The sequence below is a fragment of the Streptosporangium sp. NPDC049046 genome (genome assembly GCF_040649155.1).
Classification (GTDB): Bacteria; Actinomycetota; Actinomycetes; order Streptosporangiales; family Streptosporangiaceae; genus Streptosporangium.
In genome coordinates this window covers 23,187-43,754 of sequence record NZ_JBEZEZ010000049.1, presented here as the reverse complement: position 1 = coordinate 43,754, position 20,568 = coordinate 23,187, and the positions used below count along the sequence as shown (strand labels likewise).

General features: G+C 69.9%; 15 protein-coding genes, 1 pseudogene and 1 riboswitch. Of the genes and pseudogenes, 12 read left to right on the top strand and 4 right to left on the bottom strand.

Annotation, left to right across the window (positions count from 1 at the left end; all coding sequences use genetic code 11):
- The first annotated feature begins 617 nt into the window (after positions 1-617).
- Together AB0B96_RS38545 and mgrA are read left to right on the top strand one after the other, a co-directional pair.
- Positions 618-2,678: a S9 family peptidase gene (locus AB0B96_RS38545; RefSeq protein WP_362906972.1), complete on the top strand. Its 2,061-nt coding sequence runs from the start codon at positions 618-620 to the stop codon at positions 2,676-2,678.
- Complete coding sequence (gene mgrA / locus AB0B96_RS38540; protein WP_350950169.1) at positions 2,675-3,703, top strand: L-glyceraldehyde 3-phosphate reductase; 1,029 nt, start codon at positions 2,675-2,677, stop codon at positions 3,701-3,703. Before AB0B96_RS38545 ends, mgrA begins: the two co-directional genes overlap by 4 nt.
- Before the next feature lie 119 nt (positions 3,704-3,822).
- On the opposite strand, the gene AB0B96_RS38535 is transcribed toward mgrA, so the two are convergent.
- Positions 3,823-6,249: a lysylphosphatidylglycerol synthase transmembrane domain-containing protein gene (locus AB0B96_RS38535; protein ID WP_362906969.1), complete on the bottom strand. Its 2,427-nt coding sequence runs from the start codon at positions 6,247-6,249 to the stop codon at positions 3,823-3,825.
- A gap of 73 nt (positions 6,250-6,322) precedes the next feature.
- Between AB0B96_RS38535 and AB0B96_RS38530 the strand changes: the two are divergent.
- The 4 genes and pseudogenes from AB0B96_RS38530 to AB0B96_RS38515 all read left to right on the top strand — a co-directional run bounded on the left by AB0B96_RS38530 (position 6,323) and on the right by AB0B96_RS38515 (position 11,553).
- A pseudogene (locus AB0B96_RS38530) lies at positions 6,323-6,759 on the top strand (RpiB/LacA/LacB family sugar-phosphate isomerase).
- Positions 6,760-6,895: 136 nt separating this feature from the next.
- Complete coding sequence (locus tag AB0B96_RS38525) at positions 6,896-8,749, top strand: M20/M25/M40 family metallo-hydrolase (RefSeq protein ID WP_362906967.1); 1,854 nt, start codon at positions 6,896-6,898, stop codon at positions 8,747-8,749.
- 234 nt (positions 8,750-8,983) lie between these two features.
- The gene (locus AB0B96_RS38520) at positions 8,984-11,002 is read left to right on the top strand and encodes a molybdopterin oxidoreductase family protein (RefSeq protein WP_362906965.1); all 2,019 of its coding nucleotides are present in this window, start codon (positions 8,984-8,986) and stop codon (positions 11,000-11,002) included.
- Between the two features lie 86 nt (positions 11,003-11,088).
- On the top strand, positions 11,089-11,553 hold the full coding sequence (locus AB0B96_RS38515) for a hypothetical protein (RefSeq protein WP_362906963.1): 465 nt from the start codon (positions 11,089-11,091) through the stop codon (positions 11,551-11,553).
- 248 nt (positions 11,554-11,801) lie between these two features.
- Here the strand turns inward: AB0B96_RS38515 and AB0B96_RS38510 are convergent, their stop codons facing one another.
- The 3 genes from AB0B96_RS38510 to AB0B96_RS38500 all read right to left on the bottom strand — a co-directional run bounded on the left by AB0B96_RS38510 (position 11,802) and on the right by AB0B96_RS38500 (position 13,669).
- Positions 11,802-12,173 carry a VOC family protein gene (locus AB0B96_RS38510; protein WP_362906961.1) on the bottom strand — a complete coding sequence of 124 codons (372 nt, stop codon included), beginning with the start codon at positions 12,171-12,173 and terminating at the stop codon, positions 11,802-11,804.
- Between the two features lie 280 nt (positions 12,174-12,453).
- A complete protein-coding gene (locus tag AB0B96_RS38505; RefSeq protein ID WP_362906959.1) occupies positions 12,454-12,777 on the bottom strand; it encodes a multidrug efflux SMR transporter in 324 nt (107 codons plus the stop codon).
- A gap of 19 nt (positions 12,778-12,796) precedes the next feature.
- A riboswitch (guanidine-III (ykkC-III) riboswitch) is annotated at positions 12,797-12,862 on the bottom strand.
- Positions 12,863-12,883: 21 nt separating this feature from the next.
- Positions 12,884-13,669 carry a class I SAM-dependent methyltransferase gene (locus AB0B96_RS38500; RefSeq protein ID WP_362906957.1) on the bottom strand — a complete coding sequence of 262 codons (786 nt, stop codon included), beginning with the start codon at positions 13,667-13,669 and terminating at the stop codon, positions 12,884-12,886.
- Positions 13,670-13,860: 191 nt separating this feature from the next.
- Between AB0B96_RS38500 and AB0B96_RS38495 the strand changes: the two genes are divergently transcribed.
- From AB0B96_RS38495 to AB0B96_RS38470, 6 genes are all read left to right on the top strand, one after another.
- Positions 13,861-15,690: an acyl-CoA dehydrogenase gene (locus AB0B96_RS38495; protein WP_362906955.1), complete on the top strand. Its 1,830-nt coding sequence runs from the start codon at positions 13,861-13,863 to the stop codon at positions 15,688-15,690.
- Between the two features lie 221 nt (positions 15,691-15,911).
- Positions 15,912-16,664: an NUDIX domain-containing protein gene (locus AB0B96_RS38490; RefSeq protein WP_362906953.1), complete on the top strand. Its 753-nt coding sequence runs from the start codon at positions 15,912-15,914 to the stop codon at positions 16,662-16,664.
- Complete coding sequence (locus tag AB0B96_RS38485; RefSeq protein WP_362906951.1) at positions 16,661-17,626, top strand: lipopolysaccharide kinase InaA family protein; 966 nt, start codon at positions 16,661-16,663, stop codon at positions 17,624-17,626. Before AB0B96_RS38490 ends, AB0B96_RS38485 begins: the two co-directional genes overlap by 4 nt.
- A gap of 131 nt (positions 17,627-17,757) precedes the next feature.
- On the top strand, positions 17,758-18,714 hold the full coding sequence (locus AB0B96_RS38480; protein WP_350950155.1) for a hypothetical protein: 957 nt from the start codon (positions 17,758-17,760) through the stop codon (positions 18,712-18,714).
- A 338-nt stretch (positions 18,715-19,052) separates the two neighbouring features.
- Positions 19,053-20,279 (top strand): adenylosuccinate synthetase, encoded by a 1,227-nt coding sequence (locus AB0B96_RS38475; protein ID WP_362906949.1) that lies wholly within the window; start codon positions 19,053-19,055, stop codon positions 20,277-20,279.
- A 53-nt stretch (positions 20,280-20,332) separates the two neighbouring features.
- Complete coding sequence (locus tag AB0B96_RS38470) at positions 20,333-20,557, top strand: DUF6458 family protein (RefSeq protein ID WP_350950153.1); 225 nt, start codon at positions 20,333-20,335, stop codon at positions 20,555-20,557.
- Positions 20,558-20,568: the final 11 nt, after the last annotated feature.

Sequence of the window (20,568 nt, the reverse complement as noted above, 5' to 3'; positions counted from 1 at the left end):
GACCAACCGGTCCGGCAGAACTCCGGGGCGTTCGTTTTATTCTGTTCTTTCGTTGTGCCTTTATTCTTTCAGGCCCGCTTTTTCGTGTCAAACCGGCTCGTTTTAATCCGGTTGATTCGATCTGGCAGATCCTGATGGAATTCAGGCGGCTCCGTTTCCAGAGCAACCCCTCAAACTTACCAGCCTCTGAGCGGCTCTGCGAACCGATCTCCGAGGCCGTTGGCTTCAAAGGGATTGTCGACGAACACGACACAAGCCATACGGAAGTCACCGGAGTGATTGGAGTGGTTTGCGCCGGACCTCGCCGACATCAAAAGATTAGCAGCCCTCGCGGACCGCTCAGGACACAACGACGAACCTCGCGGCCGTATTCCCCGGACTCCCCTAGCCGGGAGGAGCCGGCGAGCCGGCGCCCCGAGGGCTGGGGGCCCGGCCCCCCGGGGCGGCCTCGGCCCTCAGCCGAGCGCGCCCGCACGGAAGGGACCGGCCAAGCGAGACGGACAGCGCCAACGAGACAGGCAGTGCCAAGGGGGACCCGGCGAAACCGAATGGAACGAAGCGCGACGACCGAGCGGGTACACCCGAACAGGCACCGGCGGAAACATAGACTCGGCCGAGTGAGCAGCCAGACGCCGCCGACGGCGAAGAAGGTTCCCAGCGAGCGCGTGCACCACGGGGACACCGTGGTCGATGACTACGCGTGGCTGACGGTCAAGGACGACCCGGAGGTGGTCGCCTACCTGGAGGCGGAGAACGCCTACACGCAGGAGGCGACCGCCCACCTCAAGCCCCTGCGGGAGACGCTCTTCCAGGAGATCAAGGCACGCACCCTGGAGACCGATCTCTCGGTTCCCACCCGCAAGGGCGGCTGGTGGTACTACTCGCGGACGGAGGAGGGCAAGCAGTACGGCATCCAGTGCCGGGTGGCCGCGGACGGCGAGACGCCGCCCGAGCTGAAGGCCGGGGAGTCGCTTCCCGGCGAGGAGGTCATGCTCGACGGCAACGAGCTCGCCGGAGACTCCGACTTCTTCTCGATCGGCACCAGCTCGGTCAGCCCCGACGGCACCCTGCTGGCCTATTCGACCAACTTCACCGGCGACGAGCGCTTCACCCTGAAGGTGAAGAACCTCGCCACCGGCGAGACCCTCCCCGACGAGATTCCCGGCATCTTCTACGGCGGCGCCTGGTCCGCCGACGGCACGACGTTCTTCTACACGACGGTCGACGACGCGTGGCGCCCCAACCAGGTCCACCGGCACACGATCGGAAGCCCTGCCGAGGACGACGTGCTCGTCCACGAGGAGTCCGACGAGCGGTTCTGGGTCGGTATCGGGCTCAGCCGCAGCGAGCGCTACCTGGTCCTCTCCGCCGGAAGCAAGATCACCAGCGAGGTGCGCATCCTGGAGGCCGACAACCCCTCCGGTGAGTTCCGCGTCGTCAGGCCCCGGGAGACCGGTGTCGAGTACGGCGTCGACCATGCGGGCGACCACTTCCTGGTCCTGCACAACCGGAACGCGGAGAACTTCGAGCTGGCCACCGCGCCCCTCGACGCCCCCGGCGACTGGACGCCGCTCATCGAGCACCGCGCCGACACCCGGCTGCTCGACGTCGACGCCTTCGAGGGCCACACCGTCGTGCACTTCCGCAGGGACGGCCTCACCGGCATCCGCATCCTGCCCCGCGGCGGGGAGGCGTACGAGATCCCCTTCCCCGAGCCGATCTACGACGTCGCCCCTTCCGGCAACCCGGAGTTCGTCACGGGACGGCTACGGCTCGGCTACACCAGCATGATCACCCCGCCGTCGGTCTACGACTACGACCTGGGCGCGGGCGAGCTGGTCCTGCTCAAGCAGAAGGTGGTGCTGGGCGGTTACGACCCGGCCGACTACGAGCAGTTCCGCGAGTGGGCGACCGCCTCGGACGGCACCCGCGTGCCGATCTCGATCGTGGTCAAAAAGGGCACGGAGCGGCCCGCCCCCACCGTGCTGTACGGCTACGGAAGCTACGAGATCTCGATCGACCCCTCGTTCTCCGTCGCGAGGCTCAGCCTGCTCGACCGGGGCTTCGTCTTCGCCGTCGCGCACGTGAGGGGCGGCGGCGAGATGGGCCGCCACTGGTACGAGAACGGCAAGTTCCAGCAGAAGAAGAACACGTTCACCGACTTCGTCGCCGCCGCCGAGCACCTCTCCGCCTCCGGCTGGTCGAGCGCGATCATCGCGAGGGGTGGCTCCGCGGGCGGGCTGCTGATGGGCGCGGTCGCCAACCTCGCACCGGAGACCTTCGCGGGCGTGGTGGCGGAGGTGCCGTTCGTGGACGCGCTGAACACGATTCTCGACCCGTCGCTGCCGCTGACCGTGATCGAGTGGGACGAGTGGGGCGACCCGCTGCACGACCCCGAGGTGTATGCGTACATGAAGTCGTACACGCCCTACGAGAACGTGGACGGCCGGGTGTATCCGCCGATCCTCGCGATCACCAGCCTCAACGACACCCGGGTCTTCTACCACGAGCCCGCCAAGTGGGTCGCGAAGCTCCGCGAGGTGGCGCGCGGCGGGCCGTTCCTGCTCAAGACGGAGATGGGCGCCGGACACGGCGGCCGCAGCGGCAGGTACGATTCCTGGCGCGAGGAGGCCTTCACCCTCTCCTGGATCCTCGACACGGCAAAGGTGGCCCAGTGACGTACATCGCGGCGAACGACAGGTACGACGACCGTCAGCCGTACAACAGGGTCGGCAAGAGCGGGCTCAAGCTGCCCGCCGTCTCCCTGGGGCTCTGGCACAACTTCGGCGACGACAAGTCCTTCGAGGTCCAGCGGGACATCCTCAGGAGGGCCTTCGACCTGGGGGTGACCCACTTCGACCTGGCCAACAACTACGGCCCGCCGCCCGGGAGCGCGGAGACCAACTTCGGGCGGCACTTCCGCGAGGACTTCGCCCCGTACCGGGACGAGCTGGTCATCTCCACCAAGGCGGGCTACGACATGTGGCCGGGCCCGTACGGCGAGTGGGGTTCGCGCAAGTATCTGCTCTCCAGCCTGGACCGGTCGCTGGAGCGGATGGGGATCGACTACGTCGACATCTTCTACAGCCACCGGTTCGACCCGGACACCCCGCTCGAGGAGACGATGGGCGCGCTGGACCACGCGGTCCGGTCGGGCAAGGCGCTGTACGCGGGCATCTCGTCCTACTCGCCCGAGCACACCAAGGAGGCGGCGCGGATCCTGCGGGAGATGGGCACGCCGCTACTGATCCACCAGCCCTCGTACTCGATGTTGAACCGGTGGATCGAGGGCGGGCTGCTCGACGTCCTGGAGGAGGAGGGCGTGGGCTGCATCGCGTTCTCGCCGCTGGCGCAGGGCATGCTGACCGACCGCTACCTGAACGGGATCCCCGAGGGGTCGCGGGCCTCGCAGGGGCGCTTCCTCACCCCGGAGATGCTCACCGACGAGACGATGCGGCACATCCGCATCCTGAACGAGATCGCGAACCGGCGCGGTCAGTCGCTGGCGCAGATGGCGCTGGCGTGGGCGCTGCGCGACAGGCGCGTCACCTCGGTGCTGATCGGCGCGAGCAGCGTCGAGCAGCTGGAGAACAGTCTCTCCGCGGTGGAGAACCTGTCGTTCGACGACAGGGAGCTGGAGACGATCGACAAGGACGCGGTCGACGCGGGCATCAACATCTGGGCCAGGTCCAGCGAGGTCTGACCTGTCCCGCCCGTCCGCGCGTTTCCGAGGAGGCCGCCGGTCCAGGTGACCGGCGGCCTCCGCCCGTCGGAACCGTTCTCGAAAGCCGTTACAGAGACCCGAGACGAACGCGGATCGGGTCAGAGCGCCTCGTTTCGCTGCAGGTACGTGAACGAGGCCCAGCCGGGCAGGACCGGCAGCCAGAAGGTGAGCAACCGGAACAGCAGCACGGCCGGGGCCGCCACCTCGCGCGGCACACCCGCCAGGGTGAGGCCGGCCGTGAGGGAGAACTCGACGGCTCCGAGCCCGCCGGGGGTCGGGGCGGCCGAGCCGATGGCGTTGCCCGCGAGGAAGACGATGGCGACGGCGGCGAAGTTGATGGAACCCCCGAAGGCGCGGACACAGGCGTCCAGGCACATCACGAAGGACAGGGTGAGCATCAGGGTGCCGCCGAAGCCCTCGATGATCTTCTGAGGTGACTGGAGGATGTCGAGCAGACGCGGGACGACGCCGGAGAACAGTGAGCGGAGCCGTGCGGTGATCAGGCGGCGCAGGCGCGGGACGCTCAACACGACCAGGGTCAGTACGGCCACGGCGAGCAGCGTGATCACGAGCGTGCGCGACGGGGTGAACGACGAGGCGGTGTTGGAACCGGTGACGTAGGCGAAAAGCAGCAGCAGGCCGACGTGGGAGACGAGCCCGATGAGCTGGGAGGCCCCTACGCTGGCCACCGCCTGCCCCGGAGGGATACCCCGTTTTTGCAGGTAGCGGGTGTTGACCGCGACCCCGCTCACCGCGGCGGGCGCGACGAGCTTGACGAACGACCCGGCGAACTGGGCGAGAACGGTACGGCCGAGGGGCAGCTTCTCCGGGACGAACCCCCTCAGCATGAGGGCGGCGGCGACGTAGCTCAGTATCGCCGCGGCGAGCGCCACTCCGGTCCAGCTCCACTTGGCCGACGTGATCATGTTGAGGTTGATCTGGGTCAGGTAGTAGACCAGGAAGTACGCGGCGAACGCGGTGCCGATGATGGTGATCAGGGTCCGGGGACGGAAGCGCTCCAGGCGCACCTCCTCGGCCTCGACCTTCGGCTTGAGCTCGACGATCCGGTCGCGGATCTCGGTGAGCAGTTCCTTGTTCCTGGTGAGCGCGGCCCTGGTCTCGCGGGTCAGCGCGATCCGCTGGAGCAGGGGGAGCGCGTCGGCGAGCACGCCGGACCCGGCCACGGCCGCGGCGGCGGCGACCGCCCGCTGGGCGCCGACGCGCAGGCTGAGGTAGGTGAGCAGCTGGGCGACGTCGAGACGGAGCAGCAGGTCACCGGCGGCGATCTCGCCGCTTCGGGCGTCCATCAGGACGACCCGGCCGTCGCCGTCGACGTGGATGCTGTCGCCGGTCAGTCGCCGGTGGGCGAGCCGCTGGACCTGCAGCAGCAGGACCTGCTCCCAGATCTGGGCGAGCAGGTTGTCGTCGATCTCGTTGTCGGGGATGCTGTCGAGCGCGCGGGTGGGAACGTGCTCGTAGGCGAGCAGTGCGGCCTCGCTGCCGATCTCGCTGGTGGCGACGAGCCTGGGGGTGCTCGCTCCGGCCGCCTGCGCGGCGTACGCCATGAGGGCCTCGCGCTCCAGCTCGGCGCGGAGCGAGCGGATGGCCTTGCGGCGGGTCTCGGTGTTGAGGCGCATGCGCCGCCAGAGGCGGTAGAGCACACCGGCGACCTGGCGGTCACGGTCGAGGACGGTGACGTCGAGACGGCTGCCGTCCCTGAGGTCGACGGCGTAGCGGCGGCTGCTCTGGTGGTCGTCGTCGAGCCTGCGGGCCTTGACGGGGGCGAACCCCAGCTTGCGGAGCGCCGCGACGACCGTGCTGCCCGGAGGGCGGGTGTTGGGGCTGCCCACGCCGTACAGGGTGGCGTAGCCGACGGCCAGCCCGATCAGGATGGAGACGACGATGCCGAGGATCGTCGCGGCGAGCCCCGCGAACAGGGCGACGGCGTTGAGCGCGACCGCGCTCCACAGGGCCGCCCGCCAGGTGGGGCGGCGGGATATCCGCACCGCGGTGACGTAGGCGATGATCGGGGTGAGCAGGGTGTTGATCGGCTCGACCCCGGCCCGGCCGCCGGTCAGCAGGACCCGCAGGTCCTCGGGACCGGCCTTGAGGATCCACTCTCCGAGCGCGAAGGAGAACACCATCGCGGCGATCGCCGCGAAGAGCCCCTCGGCCACCCTGAGTCCGTCGCGGTGCAGCACTCTCTCGATGGCGAAGGCGACGGGCACGCCGAGCATCGCCGACGCGCTCAGCACCCCGGCCAGACCGCTGAGCAGGAACGGTGCCCGGCTGGTGCCGTCGGCGACGTCGCCCTCCAGGCCGTTCAGGGTCTTCTTGGCGACGAGGGCGAGCAGGACCACGGCCGTGAGCACGAGCAGGGTCGCCAGGAACCGCAGCAGGTCGGAGGGACGGCGGATCCGCTGCGGGAGCAGCGGCTCGACGACGTGCACGGCGAGATCGCCGTCTGCCGGCGGCCGTGTGCCGTCGACGGACGCCGTTTCGTCCAGTTCCTTGATTTCCGTCACCGCCTGCGATTCTGCATGTTCCGCATTACAGGTGCGTCACCGATCTTCTCGTTGAGTGTTCACAATCAGAGTCATGCGCATCTCGGTCGCCTCTGACAGTCTTGACGGTGTGGCCTCCATCTTGGTCTCCGAAATCGAAAAACGAGGCCACATGGTGATACCTCACGGCGCCCTGGCCGACGAGCGGGCCGACTGGGCGTGGTGCTGCGCGCGTGCCGCCGGAGACGTGGCCTCGGGGGTGGCCGATCAGGCGATCGTGTGCTGCTGGACCGGGACGGCGCGTCGATCGCGGCGAACAAGGTGCCCGGCGTACGGGCCGCGCTGTGCGCGGACGCGGTCACGGCGGACGGGGCACGTCGCTGGAACGACGCCAACGTGCTGGCGATCAGCCTCCGGTTGACCTCCGCCCCCCTGCTCGGGGAGATCCTGGACGCCTGGTTCGCGGGGAGTCTCAGCCTCGACGAGGAGGACAGGGCGAACACAGCGTACCTGTCGCAGATGGAGAATTGACCGTTCTACCTGCGAGAACAATCAATTCGATGGGTGAAGGACTGGAAGGCTGAACACCATGTTCCGTCACCCGCTCGCGTCCCGCCGAGTCGCGTCCGAGGGGCGGAAAGCCCCTTCCGTCGTCCCCAGGAAGTTGATGACCGCGATCACCGCGGTCTCGGTCCTGTCCCTGGCCGCGGTGTCGGCCGCGACCCCCGCCCCGGCCGACGCGGCACCCGTCGCGGGAGGCCCGGGACCCGTCGCATCCGCAGCCGTCACGGGAGGCTCGGGACCCGTCGTGGCCGACGCGGCATCCCTCGCGGGAGACGTGGCACCCGTCACAAAGGGCTCCGCACCCCTCGCGGGAGGCGACGACTCCGAGAGAGCCGCCGGGTCCGTCACCCCGGCCGGCGCGGCACCTGTTTCCGGGGGCGGCGACTCCGCGCCGCCGACCGGGAGCCCTCTGCCGCCGGAGGCGAAGGCGTTCGGGGCGTCGATCAAACTCGCCGCCCTCAGGGGGCACCTGGAGAGGCTCCAGAGCATCGCCGACGCCAACGGCGGCAACCGGGCGGCGGCCACACCCGGCTACGCCGCCTCGCTCGCCTACGTCGCGGACAGGCTCCGCGAGGCCGGATACCGGCTCACCTCGCAGGAGTTCAAGATCTCCTTCTTCCGCGAGGTCGCGACACCCGTGCTCAAGCGGACACGGCCCCTCGCCAAGAAGTACGTTCCCGGCACCGACTTCAGGACCATGACGTACTCCGGCTCGGGGGAGGTGACGGCCCCGGTGCAGGCGGTCGATCTGGTCCTGCCGCCGAAGAAGGGGCATGAATCCACCTCGGGGTGCGAGGCGAGCGACTTCTCCAGATTCGTCCGGGGCAACATCGCGCTGATCCAGCGCGGCACCTGCAGCTTCCAGGCCAAGGCGGAGCGGGCCGAGGCCGCCGGCGCGTCCGGCGTGATCATCTTCAACGACGGCCGGGCCGAGGGAGCCGACACCCACAAGGGTCTGTTCGGCGGCTCGATCAACACCTCCACCGTGCGCATCCCGGTCGTCAGCGCCGACTTCGCGACCGGTGAGCAACTGGCCGCCCGGGGAACGACGGTGGCACTCGTCGTGCAGACCGAGATCGCCCCCGACCGCAGGACACGCAACCTCATCGCCGAGAGCACCTGGGGTGACCCCGACAGGGTCGTCATGCTCGGCGCCCACCTGGACAGCGTCATGATGGGCCCCGGCATCAACGACAACGGCTCGGGCACCGCCGGCGTCCTGGAGACGGCGCTGGCGGCGAAGTCGCTGCGGACGAAGAACAGGCTGCGCTTCGCCTTCTGGGGCGCCGAGGAGCTGGGCCTGCTCGGGTCGAAGTACTACGTGTCCGCCCTGCCCCCCGCGGAGCGGGCGAAGGTCAAGCTCTACCTGAACTTCGACATGATCGCCTCACCGAACCACGTTTTCGGGATCTACGACGGCAACTCGTCGGGCAACGTGATCAGCGCGACCCCTCCTCCCGGCTCCGGCCAGATCGAGAAGCTCCTCCAGGCGTACTTCGAGGCGGTGGGCGAGCCGTACCAGGACGCCGACTTCAGCGGCCGATCCGACTACGGCCCCTTCATCGGGATCGGCATCCCCGCCGGCGGGCTGTTCACCGGCGCGGAGGGCCTCAAGAGCACCGAGGAGGCCAAGAAGTTCGGCGGCACCGCCGGGGTCGCGTACGACAAGTGCTACCACCAGGCGTGCGACACCATCGCCAACATCAACGACAAGGCCCTGCTGGTGAACAGCGGCGCGATCGCGGCGGCGGCGTTCACCTACGGGTACGCCGACGACCTCCCCCACGCTCCCAACAACCCGCCGAACGCCGGTGATTCCTTGGGCTCCAGGGGTTCCAAGGGCTCCGGGGTGCCCGGGGTGCCCGGCAAGGGGGCCGTCGTCCCCGGCAGGCCGGGCGCCGGCGCGGGCGGCCTGGAATCCGGCCACGACCACGACCACGGCGGCCTCCTCCGGTAGCACGGGGGCCGCGTGGCGTACGGCCACGAGGGTGCGGGGTGCCGGACACGGGAAACGACGGGATATGGAGGGCCGGGCGGACCGCGGAACCCGGGACGCGGGGCGCGGGGCGCGGGGCGCGGGGAGCGGGGCGCGGGGCGCGGGGCGCGGGGCGCGGGGCGCGGGGAGCGGGGCGCGGGGAGCGGAGGGGAACGCGCGTGCACCCCGCGCGGAGAGCGCGGCTACAGTCGGGACATGTCGTCAGGCGAATTGCGAGTGCTGGGGGCGTGCCCGCTGGACTGCCCGGACACCTGTTCCTGGGTGGTGACCGTCCAGGACGGCAGTGCCGTCAGGATGCGCGGCAACCCGGACCATCCCTACACCCGTGGCGCGCTCTGTGTGAAGGTGAACCGCTACCTGGAGCACACCAGGGCGGCCGACCGCATCCTGCACCCGATGCGGCGGGTCGGCCCCAAGGGGTCCGGCCGATTCCAGCGGATCAGCTGGGACGAGGCCCTGGAGGAGATCTCCGTACGGCTGCGCGGCATCGTCGACGAGCACGGCGGCGAGGCGATCTGGCCCTATGTGGGCACCGGAACGCTGGGATACGTCCAGGGGTCGGAGGGGATCGCCGGGAGGCGGTTCTGGAACGTCCTCGGGGCGTCGAAGCACTTCCTGAACATCTGCGCCTCGGCCGGAAACCACGGGCTGCAGCAGGTCTACGGCACGCCGGGCGGCATGGATCCCGAGACGTTCGCGCTGTCCAAACTGATCCTGCTGTGGGGGACGAACACGCTGACGACCGGGCACCACCTGTGGAAATTCATCCAGGACGCCCGCGCGGCCGGGGCGCACGTGGTGGCGATCGACCCGATCCGCACCCGCACCGCCGAGCAGGCCGACGAGCACCTGCCGATCCGGCCCGGCACCGACGCCGCCCTCGCCCTGGGACTGATGAACGTCGTCCTCGCCGAGGGCGCCGAGGATCGCGACTACCTGGAGAACCACACGAACGGCTGGGAGAACCTCCGCGAGGAGATCCTGCGCCACCCTCCGGCGCGTGCGGCGGAGATCACCGGGCTGCCCGAGGCCGACATCCGGGCCCTGGGGACGCGTCTGGCGCGTACGCGGCCCACCGGCATCCGGGCCACCATGGGCATGCAGCGGCACGCGGGCGGCGGCACCGCGATGCGTACGATCGCCTCCATCCCCGGCGTGACGGGCGACTGGCGCCACCCGGGCGGCGGGATCGTGTACTCCACCAGCGGGCACATCCACCTGAACATCGACACCCGCGACGACTTGCTCCCCGGCCCTGTCCGAACGCTCACGATGACGCGGCTCGCCGACGAGCTGGACGAGTCGGTCAAGTGCCTGTGGGTGTACGCGGCCAACCCGATGGGCTCCACCTCCGGCCAGAACCGGATCCGCGAGCGGCTGCTGCGCGAGGACCTGTTCACCGTCGTGATGGAGCAGTTCCCGACCGACACCGTCGACTACGCCGACATCGTCCTTCCCGCCACCATGCAGATCGAGCACGCCGACCTGCACGCGGGCTACGGGCACATGTACCTGATGTGGAACGAGCCCGCCGTCGAGCCGCCCGGCGAGTGCCTGTCCACCACCGAGACGTTCCGCCGCCTGGCGCGGCACATGGGGCTCACCGAACCGTCCCTGTACGACTCCGACCTGGAGCTGGCCGAGGAGCTGCTCACCTCGGGGCACCCGTCGTTGGATGGGATCACCCTCGACCGGCTGCGCAAGGAGGGCTGGGTCCGCCTCAACGTCCCCCAGCCGTTCGTGCCGTTCACCGACGGTTTCCCGACGCCCTCCGGCCGGATGGAGTTCGGCTCGGGGCCGGCCTACGTCCCCCCGCACACGGCCACGGCCGCGCCGGGGCCGTACCCGCTCGCGCTCATCACGCCCGCCTCCCACACCTTCCTCAACACCACCTTCGGCAACAACCCCGAGCTGCTGAGGCGCTCGAAGGGCCCGCGCGTCCTGGTCAACCCCGAGGACGCCTCGCGGAGAGGGCTGAGCGAGGGGCAGCGGGCGCGGGTGTTCAACGACGAGGGCGAGTTCGAGGCCGTGGTCGAGATCACCGAGAGGGTACGGCCCGGCGTGGTCGCGTCCACCAAGGGCCACTGGCGCAAGCTCAGCCCGGGGGGCGCGACGGCGAACGCCGTGGTGGCCGCCCGCGACGCCGACATGGGCCGAGGCGCCGTCTACCACGACAACCTGGTCGAACTCGCCCCCTGCACCACCACGGAATGACCGGCGGTCCCGGGTCGACGACTCAGGGAACAAGTCAGGGTTACTCCCCGATGTGGGCAAGGGGAGACGAGAGGCACCCTGGAGGCATGAACGACGAACTGACTCGACGTGACGAGATGTCCCTCGCCGGAGCGGCGCTGCGCGGTGCTCCCTGGAAGACCGCGGCGGTGACCGGCGGTGCGGTGGCGGCGGTCAGCCTGGGGCTGGACCTGCTCGACGGGGATCTGGATCTTACGTGGGCGATGGTGGTCGGTATCGGCCTGTTCTCGCTCATCGCGGCCATCGGCTCGGTCAGCAAGCCCGACGTCGGCGACCGGGTCACCCGGCAGGCCCGGCTCTGGGCGCTGCGCCACCCCTGGAGGTTCGCCCTCTATCCCGCGCTCGGCTCCGCGATCCTGATGTATCCGGTGCAGCTCGTCCTCGACCGCGAGGGCGTGTTCGGGGCGGCGCTGGACGCGCTCCAGGGGGGTGTCGTGGTCTATCTGATCACGGCGATCGTCGCCCTCACGCTCAAGGGACGCGGCCAGACCTCGCTCCCCGGTGGCCGCTGAACCCCACGATCCGGCTGTCCGGCTCCCGGGTGACCGTCCGGCTCCCGGGCGGGCGTTCAAGGCCCCGGCGAGTGCTCAAGATCTCCGGTGGACGTCCAGGCTCCCGGCGGGTGTTCAGGGGCCCGGTGGACGTTCAGGCTCCGGTGGGTGTTCAGGGGCCACGGCGAGCGGCCGGGGCGTGTGTGTCGCCCGGTCTCGCGGCCCGGCCGGGCCTTTCCGCGTGACCGGGCCAAGGGCGTCCGGGGACGCTAGACCCTCTCGTGCTCGGCGCGGCAGACGCAGAACTCGTTGCCCTCGGGGTCGAGCATCGTGACCCAGCCGCTGCCTTCGGGGTCGCGGTGGTCCTCGGAGATCGTGGCGCCGAGTCCGGCCAGGCGCTCGACCTCCTCGTCACGGGTGGTGCCCGCGGAGCCGGTGAGGTCCAGGTGGACGCGGTTCTTGACCGCCTTGTCCTCGGGGACCTTGATGAACAGCAGGTCGATCTTGCCTCCCTGGAGAAGGACCTCGTCGTCGTTCTTCTCCGTATCCGGGTGAAGCTTTCCACCGGTGGCGTCGCGCCAGAAGGTCGCCAGCTCGTACGGCTGGGCGCAGTCGAAGGTCACGCAGTGAACGTCAATCATCGCTCCACCCAACCCGACACCACCAAAGCCGTCAAGCAGGTTTCCGGATAGCCCGGTTCGGTTCCGGCGGGTCACGCCGTCGAACCCACGCGTTTCGGTTCTCGCCGGTCACGTCGCCGGGTGCACGGGTCACGTCACCGGATGTACGCCTCTCGGTTCTCGCCGGTCGAATGACCGGACGTACCGGCCCGGTCGCCGAGCGCGCGGATCGGGTTGCCGAACGTGCGGATCGTGGCGCCGGATGTACGCGTACAGCCCGCCGGGACGTCCGGGTGCGCGGTCAGTGGCCGCCGGCGGCGAGGTTGAGCCCGACGACGCCCGCGACGATGAGCAGGACCGAGGCGATCTTGAGGGCCGACGCGTCCTCGCCGAGGGCGACGATGCCGAGTGTGGCGGTGCCGACGGCTCCGATGCCCGTCCAGACGGCGTAGGCCGTGCCGACCTCCAGGGTCTTCAGGCCCAGGGCGAGCAGGCCGAAGCTGAATGCGCCGAAAACCAGGAAGCCGATGCTCGGCAGTGGCACGGAGAATCCGTCGCTCAACTTGAGTGAGTACGCCATCGCGACTTCGAAGAGACCGGCGATCACGATGAAGATCCAGGCCATGACAACTCCCCCTTGATCAGGAGCGTCGTCTTTGCCTACCGGGTACGGCGCGTCTCGTCCGGAAACGCTCCTTTTGAGCGTTGTGACAGTGGAACGTAGCCGGGCCTCACTTTGATTCCCACCAGATTGTGAACCACTGGTCGCGGGGCACCGGCCACATGTCCAGCTCGACCACCGCCGCGATGACCTCGTCCGCCCGCTCCCGTCCGAGGCAGAGCCTGCGGCAGGCGCTCTCGGCGAGGTCTTCCAGGCGGGTGAAGCGGGGCAGCGGGGCCACGCGCCGCTCGTGGCGAACCTCGTGGCCGAGGCCCTCCGCGATGGCGATCACGTCGTGGGCCGTGGGCCCGCTGGGGCGGGTGATGCCGTGGAAGTGCTGCCAGAGGGGGTTGAGCCAGCTCATCGGGTGCCGGCCGGTGAGCTCCAGGACGACCCGGGCGCGGGCGTGGCGAGTGAGTTCTGTAAGGAATCCCGCCAGTTCGGGCACGTTGTAGACGACGTGGGCGCAGACCGCGACGTCCGCCACCGGTGTCCGCGCCGCCACGTCGGGCCAGCGGCCGTTGACGACGAGGGTGGGAACGCCGAGCGCCTCGGCCCTGACGGCCAGCTCGGCGAGCATCGCCTCCGAGGTGTCGACCGCGATCAGCCGCCCGAGGTCCCGGCCCAGCGGCAGGGAGGCGGCCCCGGTCCCCGCGCCGACGTCCAGCACGCTCCCGCCGGGTGGGAGCGCCTCGGCGATCCGCGCCAGGGTGGGTCCCTCGGGGGCCGCGAGGGCGAGGTCGGTGCGTTCGGCGAACCTCGCGGGAGAGTGGCCCCAGGGATCGGCCGGCGCCTTCGCCGCGATCTCCGCGGGAATGCCCCACATCCCGAGGTCGGCCCGCCACTGCTCGTCCATGGGAAGAGCCTAGAAGAGCTCTCCCCTCCCCGTCGATCGGCGTCGCCCGGGCACCGTTCCAGCAGTACGGAGGCGTGATGAACGTCCCAGTCAGGGGTGTTTTCTAGGGGTTACCCGCGGGTAGCATTACCGGTAACGTTACTGACGAGTATGGAAAGTTCCGGATCCCCCGGTTTCAAGGAGCAGACCCCATGGGCCACTACAAGAGCAATGTCCGTGACCTGGAGTTCAACCTCTTCGAGGTCTTCGGACGCCGGGACATCCTGGGCAGCGGTCTTTACGCCGATCTGGACGAGGACGTCGTGCGGAGCCTGCTCGACGAGGTCAACCGCCTCGCCACGGGCGTGCTCGCCGACTCCTTCGAGGAGGGCGACCGCACCCCGCCGGTGTTCGACCCCGCCACCGGGACCGTGACGATGCCGGAGGGCTTCAAGAAGTCCTTCGTCGCCTACCGTGACGCCGGCTGGACCAACCTCAGTCTCCCCGCCGAGCTCGGCGGCCCCGGTCTGCCCAGCAGCGTGAGCTGGGCGCTGGCCGAGATGGTCCTCGGCTCCAACCCGGCCATCTGGATGTACTCCAGCGGCCCGGCCTTCGCCCACGTGCTCCACGTGATCGGCACCGAGGAGCAGAAGCGCTACGCCGAGCTCGCCATCGAGAAGCAGTGGGGCGCCACCATGGTCCTCACCGAGCCGGACGCCGGCTCCGACGTGGGCGCCGGCCGCGCGAAGGCCGTGCGTCAGGACGACGGCACCTGGCACATCGAGGGCGTGAAGCGCTTCATCACCAGCGCCGAGCACGACCTGTCCGACAACATCTTCCACCTCGTGCTCGCCCGCCCCGAGGGGCACGGCGTCGGCACCAAGGGCCTGTCGATGTTCCTGGTCTCGAAGTACCACGTGGACCTGGAGACCGGCGAGCTCGGCGAGCGCAACGGCGTGTACGTCACCAACGTCGAGAAGAAGATGGGCCTCAAGGTCTCCACGACCTGCGAGCTCACCTTCGGCGGCGAGCACCCGGCCGTGGGCACGCTCATCGGCGAGGTGCACGAGGGCATCAAGCAGATGTTCATGATCATCGAGCACGCCCGGATGATGGTCGGCTCGAAGGCGATCGCCACGCTCTCCACCGGCTACCTCAACGCCCTCGAATACGCCAGGCAGCGGGTGCAGGGCGCCGACCTCACCCAGATGGCCGACAAGTCGGCCCCCCGCGTGACGATCACCCATCACCCGGACGTACGCCGGGAGCTGATGCTCCAGAAGTCGTACGCCGAGGGCATGCGCGCCCTGGTCATGTTCACCGCCACCTACCAGGACGACGTGCTGCTCGCCGAGCACGAGGGCCGCAGGAACGAGCACGCCGAGGCGATGAACGACCTGCTGCTCCCGCTGGTCAAGGGCGTCGGCTCCGAGCGCTCGTACGAACTGCTCGCCCGCTCGCTGCAGACCCTGGGCGGGTCCGGCTACCTGCAGGACTACCCGATCGAGCAGTACATCAGGGACGCGAAGATCGACTCCCTCTACGAGGGCACCACCGCGATCCAGGGCCTGGACCTGTTCTTCCGCAAGGTCCTGCGCAACCAGGGGGCCGCCCTCGGCTCGCTGTACGCGGACGTGAAGGCCTTCGCCGCCTCCGAGGCGGGCAACGGGCGGCTGAAGGAGGGGCGCAAGCTCCTGGACGAGGCCGCCGACGAGGTCAAGGCGATGGCCGACACGATGGCGGGCTGGGCGATCGGCTCGCTGGAGACCCCGCAGGAGGTCTACAAGGTCGGTCTCAACACCACCCGGTTCCTGCTCGCCCTGGGCGACCTGGTGATCGGCTGGCTGCTGCTGCGCCAGGCCGAGGTGGCCCTGGCCGCCCTCGGTTCGACCGTCGAGGGGAGCGACCACGCCTTCTACAGCGGCAAGGTCTCCGCGGCCTCGTTCTTCGCGCAGACCGTCCTGCCCCGCATCGCCGCCGAGCGCCGCACGCTCGACGCCACGGACCAGGACCTGATGGAACTGCCGGAAGAGGCCTTCTGACCCGCCTCATCCCGGCCTGACACCGGCCCGATCCCCGTCGGCTCAGGCCGCATGATCACCTGCTCCCGCGGCAGGCACGACGAGGGACCGGCCCCGCTCTCCCGGGGCCGGTCCCTCGTCCGTTTTCCGCTTCTCCGCAAGGACGGATCGCCGCGAAGTTGTTGACAGTGGCCCTCTGTTATTCTCATACTGAGTTTGTCTCAACTTGAGAAGGACATGGGATGGATGAATCGGAGTTCCTCGCCGGCTATGACCCTCGGGCATACCCGGCGGTCGCGGTGACGGTCGACGTGGTGGCGCTCACCATTCGCGGGGGCGGGTTGCGCGTTCTGCTGATCAGGCGGGCCGAGCAACCCCATGCGGGGCTGTGGGCGCTACCCGGAGGGTTCATCCGGCCGGGAGAGGACCTGCCACAGGCCGCGGCGCGGGAGCTGGCCGAGGAGACGGGGCTGTCCGACCTGTCTGGGCCGTTGGGCCGAATCCACATCGAGCAGCTCGCCAGCTACGGGGCGCCCGAGCGTGACCCGCGGATGAGGGTCGTGTCGATCTCCTACCTCGCCTTCGCCCCCGACCTGCCCGATCCCCGGGCGGGCTCGGACGCGGCCGACGCCTCCTGGCACTCGGTCGACAAGCTGCCCGAGCTCGCGTTCGACCACGACCGCATCCTGGCGCACGGGCTGGAGCGGGCGCGCGGCAAGCTGGAGTACACCCCGCTCGCCACCGCGTTCGCCGGTGAGAGATTCACGATCTCCGAGCTGCGCGGCGTCTACGAGACGGTCTGGGGGGTGCAGCTGCACGCGGGCAACTTCCACCGCAAGATCCTGTCGGTTCCCGGCTTCGTGGAGAGCACCGGCGAGACCACCGAGAGCGGCGGGGCCAGGGGCGGGCCGCGCGCCAAGCTCTACCGGGCCGGTGACGCCCGGCTCCTGCACCCCGCCCTGTTGCGACCGGCCAGGGAGGAGCAGATCCGATGACCACGGCCGAGGCGATCGCGCTGGTGACCGCCGCTCACACGCCCGAGGACCTGTTCGGCGGGGACTCCCCCCACCGGGCGTACCGGAGGCTCGCGAGGCTGCTCCACCCCGACCTCGCGCCGGGAGCGGAGGCCGCCGCGGCGTTCACCCGGCTGGCGGAGCTGTGGGCGGCCCGCGAGGGAGCCTCGGAGCGGGCCAAGGAGGTGGTGATCACCACCAGGCGGGGCACCTACCGGATCGGGGGCGTCTTCCGGCGGGGCGCGACGGCCGTGCTCTACGAGAGCGGCACCGACACGCTGCTCAAGCTCCCGCGCAGCCACGCGGACAACGACCTCATGCGCCGTGAGGCGGAGTCGCTGGAGACGATCGCGCACGACGGCGACCCGCTGCTCCTGCCGTACGTCCCCCGTCTGGTGGAGTCGTTCCGGCACCGGTCCGACGGGGTCGAGCGGCAGGCCAACGTGATCAGCCGGGTGCCGGACGGGTTCCTGAGCCTGGAGGAGGTCCGGCGGCGCCGGCCGGTGCTGGACGTGCGGGACGCGGCGTGGATCTGGCGGCGGCTGCTGGTGGCCGTCGGCGCGGCTCACCGGGCGGGGGTCGTGCACGGGGCGGTGTTCGGGCACCACGTCCTCGTCCACCCGCTCGACCACGGCCTGGTGCTCGTCGACTGGAGCCAGTCGGTCCCGCTTGGCACTCCGATCACCGCCCTGGTGGCCAGGCACCGCGACGACTATCCGCCCTGGGTCCTGGACAGGAAGCCCGCGACCCCGGCCACCGACATCCACCTCGCCACCCGCTGCGTGGCCGCCCTCATGGGCGACCGCGTCCCCACCCCGGTCAGGCACTTCGTCCGGGGCAGCCTGCTCAGCCCGCCGAACGACGCCTGGCGGCTCCTGGGAGAGCTCGACGAGCTGCTCGACGACCTGTACGGGCCGAGGAAATACCGGCCGCTCCATCTCTGACCCTCGAAAACTCCGACCCTCGAAACCTTCGACTCTCGAAACCTTCGACTCCCAGAACGACCTTCGAAACGACCTTGACGACCTCAGGAACGACCTCATAGAACGTTCCACCTGATCCGAGGAGATCCCCCGTGGGAAGCGGAATCTGGTCCACCGACGTCTACTCCGCCGCCGCGAGCTACCGCGCGGCCAAGGGTTCGAGCGCCTTCGCCTACAGCGACAGCGGCGCCCGCTCCGCTCACCCCGACCTCGACCCGCACAAGGTCGCGCTCCGCGAGAGCCGCGACTCCGCCGAGCACCCCAACTCCCTCGCCGTGGCCGTCCTGTTCGACGTGACCGGCTCGATGCGCGGGGTGCCCCGCACCCTCCAGACCAAGCTGCCCGACCTGCTCGGACTGCTGCTCCGCAAGGGGTACGCCACCGACCCGCAGATCCTCTTCGGCGCGATCGGCGACGCCACCTGCGACCGCGCTCCCCTTCAGGTGGGCCAGTTCGAGTCCGACAACCGGATGGACGAGCACCTGGGCAAGATCCTGCTCGAAGGCGGGGGCGGCGGCCAGATGTCCGAGTCGTACGAGCTGGCGATGTACTTCATGGCCAGGCACACCTCGATCGACTGTTTCGAGAAGCGTGGCCGCCGGGGTTACCTGTTCATCATCGGCGACGAGCTGCCCTATCCGCAGGTCAAGCGGCGCGAGGTCGAGAAGGTGGTCGGCGAGCGGCTCCAGCGCGACATCCCGACCAAGGACCTCGTCGCCGAGCTGACCAGGATCTACGACGTCTACTACATTCTCCCCGCCGGATCGAGTTACGCCGGGGACGGCCGGGTGCTCGCCGCCTGGCGCGAACTGCTCGGCCAGAACGTGCTGGAGCTGGACGACCTGGACGCGGTCTGCGAGACCATCGCGCTCACCGTCGGCCTCGGCGAGGACGCCATCGACCTGCGAGAAGGTCTGGACGACCTCGACGAGATCGGCTCGAACGCCGGAAGCGCCGTGGGCAAGGCCCTCGCCAAGCTCGACCGGGGCGCCCTCGTGGTGTCCGACGGGCTCGACCTGGGCGGCGACAGCGGCGTGATGCGGCTCTGAGAACCTCCCCGCCGTGCGGCGGCCACCGCGAAAGCGGCGGGGAGTGCCACCACGAAGGGAGACGGTTCCTCCCCGGCGGGACGAAACCCGCCGGGGAGGAACCTCGACGGGCCTCGACGGGCCTCGACGGGGGCGACCGTCCCGGTGCCTCCGGTGACGGGAACCTTCGAGAAGCCTCCGGCAGGGACTTTCGAAGAGCCTCCGGCCGAGGAAACCGACGGCTCCAACGGTTCCGACGGAGGGGCCGGCAAGGGCTACCGGCTGAAGAGACCGGCCGGAGAACGGCTCGTCCGGAAGAGAAGCAGAAGAAGGGGAGACGAGGGTGAACGGATGGCCGTATGCGTGAGCACGTGATCGTGACCGACCTCGGGTACGGCGACGCGGGAAAAGGCACCGTCGTCGACTGGCTCTGCGCCCGCGAGCCCGTCCAGGCGGTCGTCAGGTTCAACGGGGGCGCGCAGGCGGGGCACAACGTCGTCCTGCCCGACGGGAGACACCACACGTTCGCGCAGTTCGGGTCGGGCACGTTCAGAGGAGTGCCGACCCACCTGTCCAGGTTCATGGTCGTGGATCCGCTCTCGCTGGCCGGGGAGGCGGCCCATCTGGAGGCGCTGGGCGTCCCCGACCCGTTCCGCCTGCTCACCGTGGACCGGGACGCCCTGCTCGCCACGCCGTACCACGTGGCGGCGGGGCGGGCCAGGGAGCTGGCGCGCGGTGAGGACCGGCACGGGTCGTGCGGGATGGGCGTCGGGGAGACGATGGCCTACGCCCTGGAGCACCCCGATCTCGCGCCGGTCGCGGGCGACTGCGAGGAACCTGTCCGGCTCACCCGCAAGCTGCGTGCGCTCCGCGACGCCCTCGGCGGGAGCGGGCCGCCCGTGGCGGACTGCGTGGACGCCTACCGGGCGTTCGCCGAGCGGGTGATCCTGGTCGGCTCCTCGTTCACGGCGGCGCTGCTGCGCAGGCGGCCCGTGGTCTTCGAGGGGGCCCAGGGTGTGCTGCTCGACGAGTGGCACGGCTTCCATCCGTACACCACCTGGAGCACGACGACCTTCGCCAACGCGCTGGAACTGCTCGACGGGGTGCCCGCCACGCGGCTGGGCGTGCTGCGGACCTACACCCCGCGGCACGGCCCGGGACCGCTCGTCACCGAGGACGCGGACCTCGCGCTGCCCGAGGCCCACAACGGGACCGGCCCCTGGCAGGGCCCCTTCCGCGCCGGCCACTTCGACGCGGTGGCCCACCGCTACGCGCTCGCGGTCTGCGGCGGGGCAGACGCCCTCGCGCTCACCCACCTGGACGCGCCGGTGTCGCGGATGTGCGTCTCGTACGAGATCGGCGAGCTTCCCGTGGGCGTGACGGGCGACCTCGACGGGCAGGCCCGGCTGACGGAACGGCTTCTGGAACCGCTGACGGGGGCCGGGCCGCGCTACGCCGACGGGATCGACGACTGGCCCGCGGCGGTGGCCGAGGCCCTCGGGGTGCCGGTGTGGCTGGGCTCGTCGGGACCCACCGCCGCAGACAAGGTCCTTCTCGGTGGTGTGATCACGCCGGAAAGGGTATGACCAATCCCGGACTCTCTCTTTGCCTGGCGTACAGCCTTTACCCGGAGGAACTCATGGGTGTCGGGGTCAGCATCTTCTTTCTCACGCTCGGCGCCATCCTCCGCTTCGCCATCGATCCCGACGTCCTCGGCGAGGCGGTGCACATCGACGTGATCGGCCTGATCTTCATGATCGTCGGCGCTGTCGGGATCGTGCTGAGCATCGTGATGTCCCCCAAGCGCGGGCACACGTCCGAGGATCGCCTGATGCACCGCGAGAACCACCCACCGGAGGTCTAGGACCCCCGGGG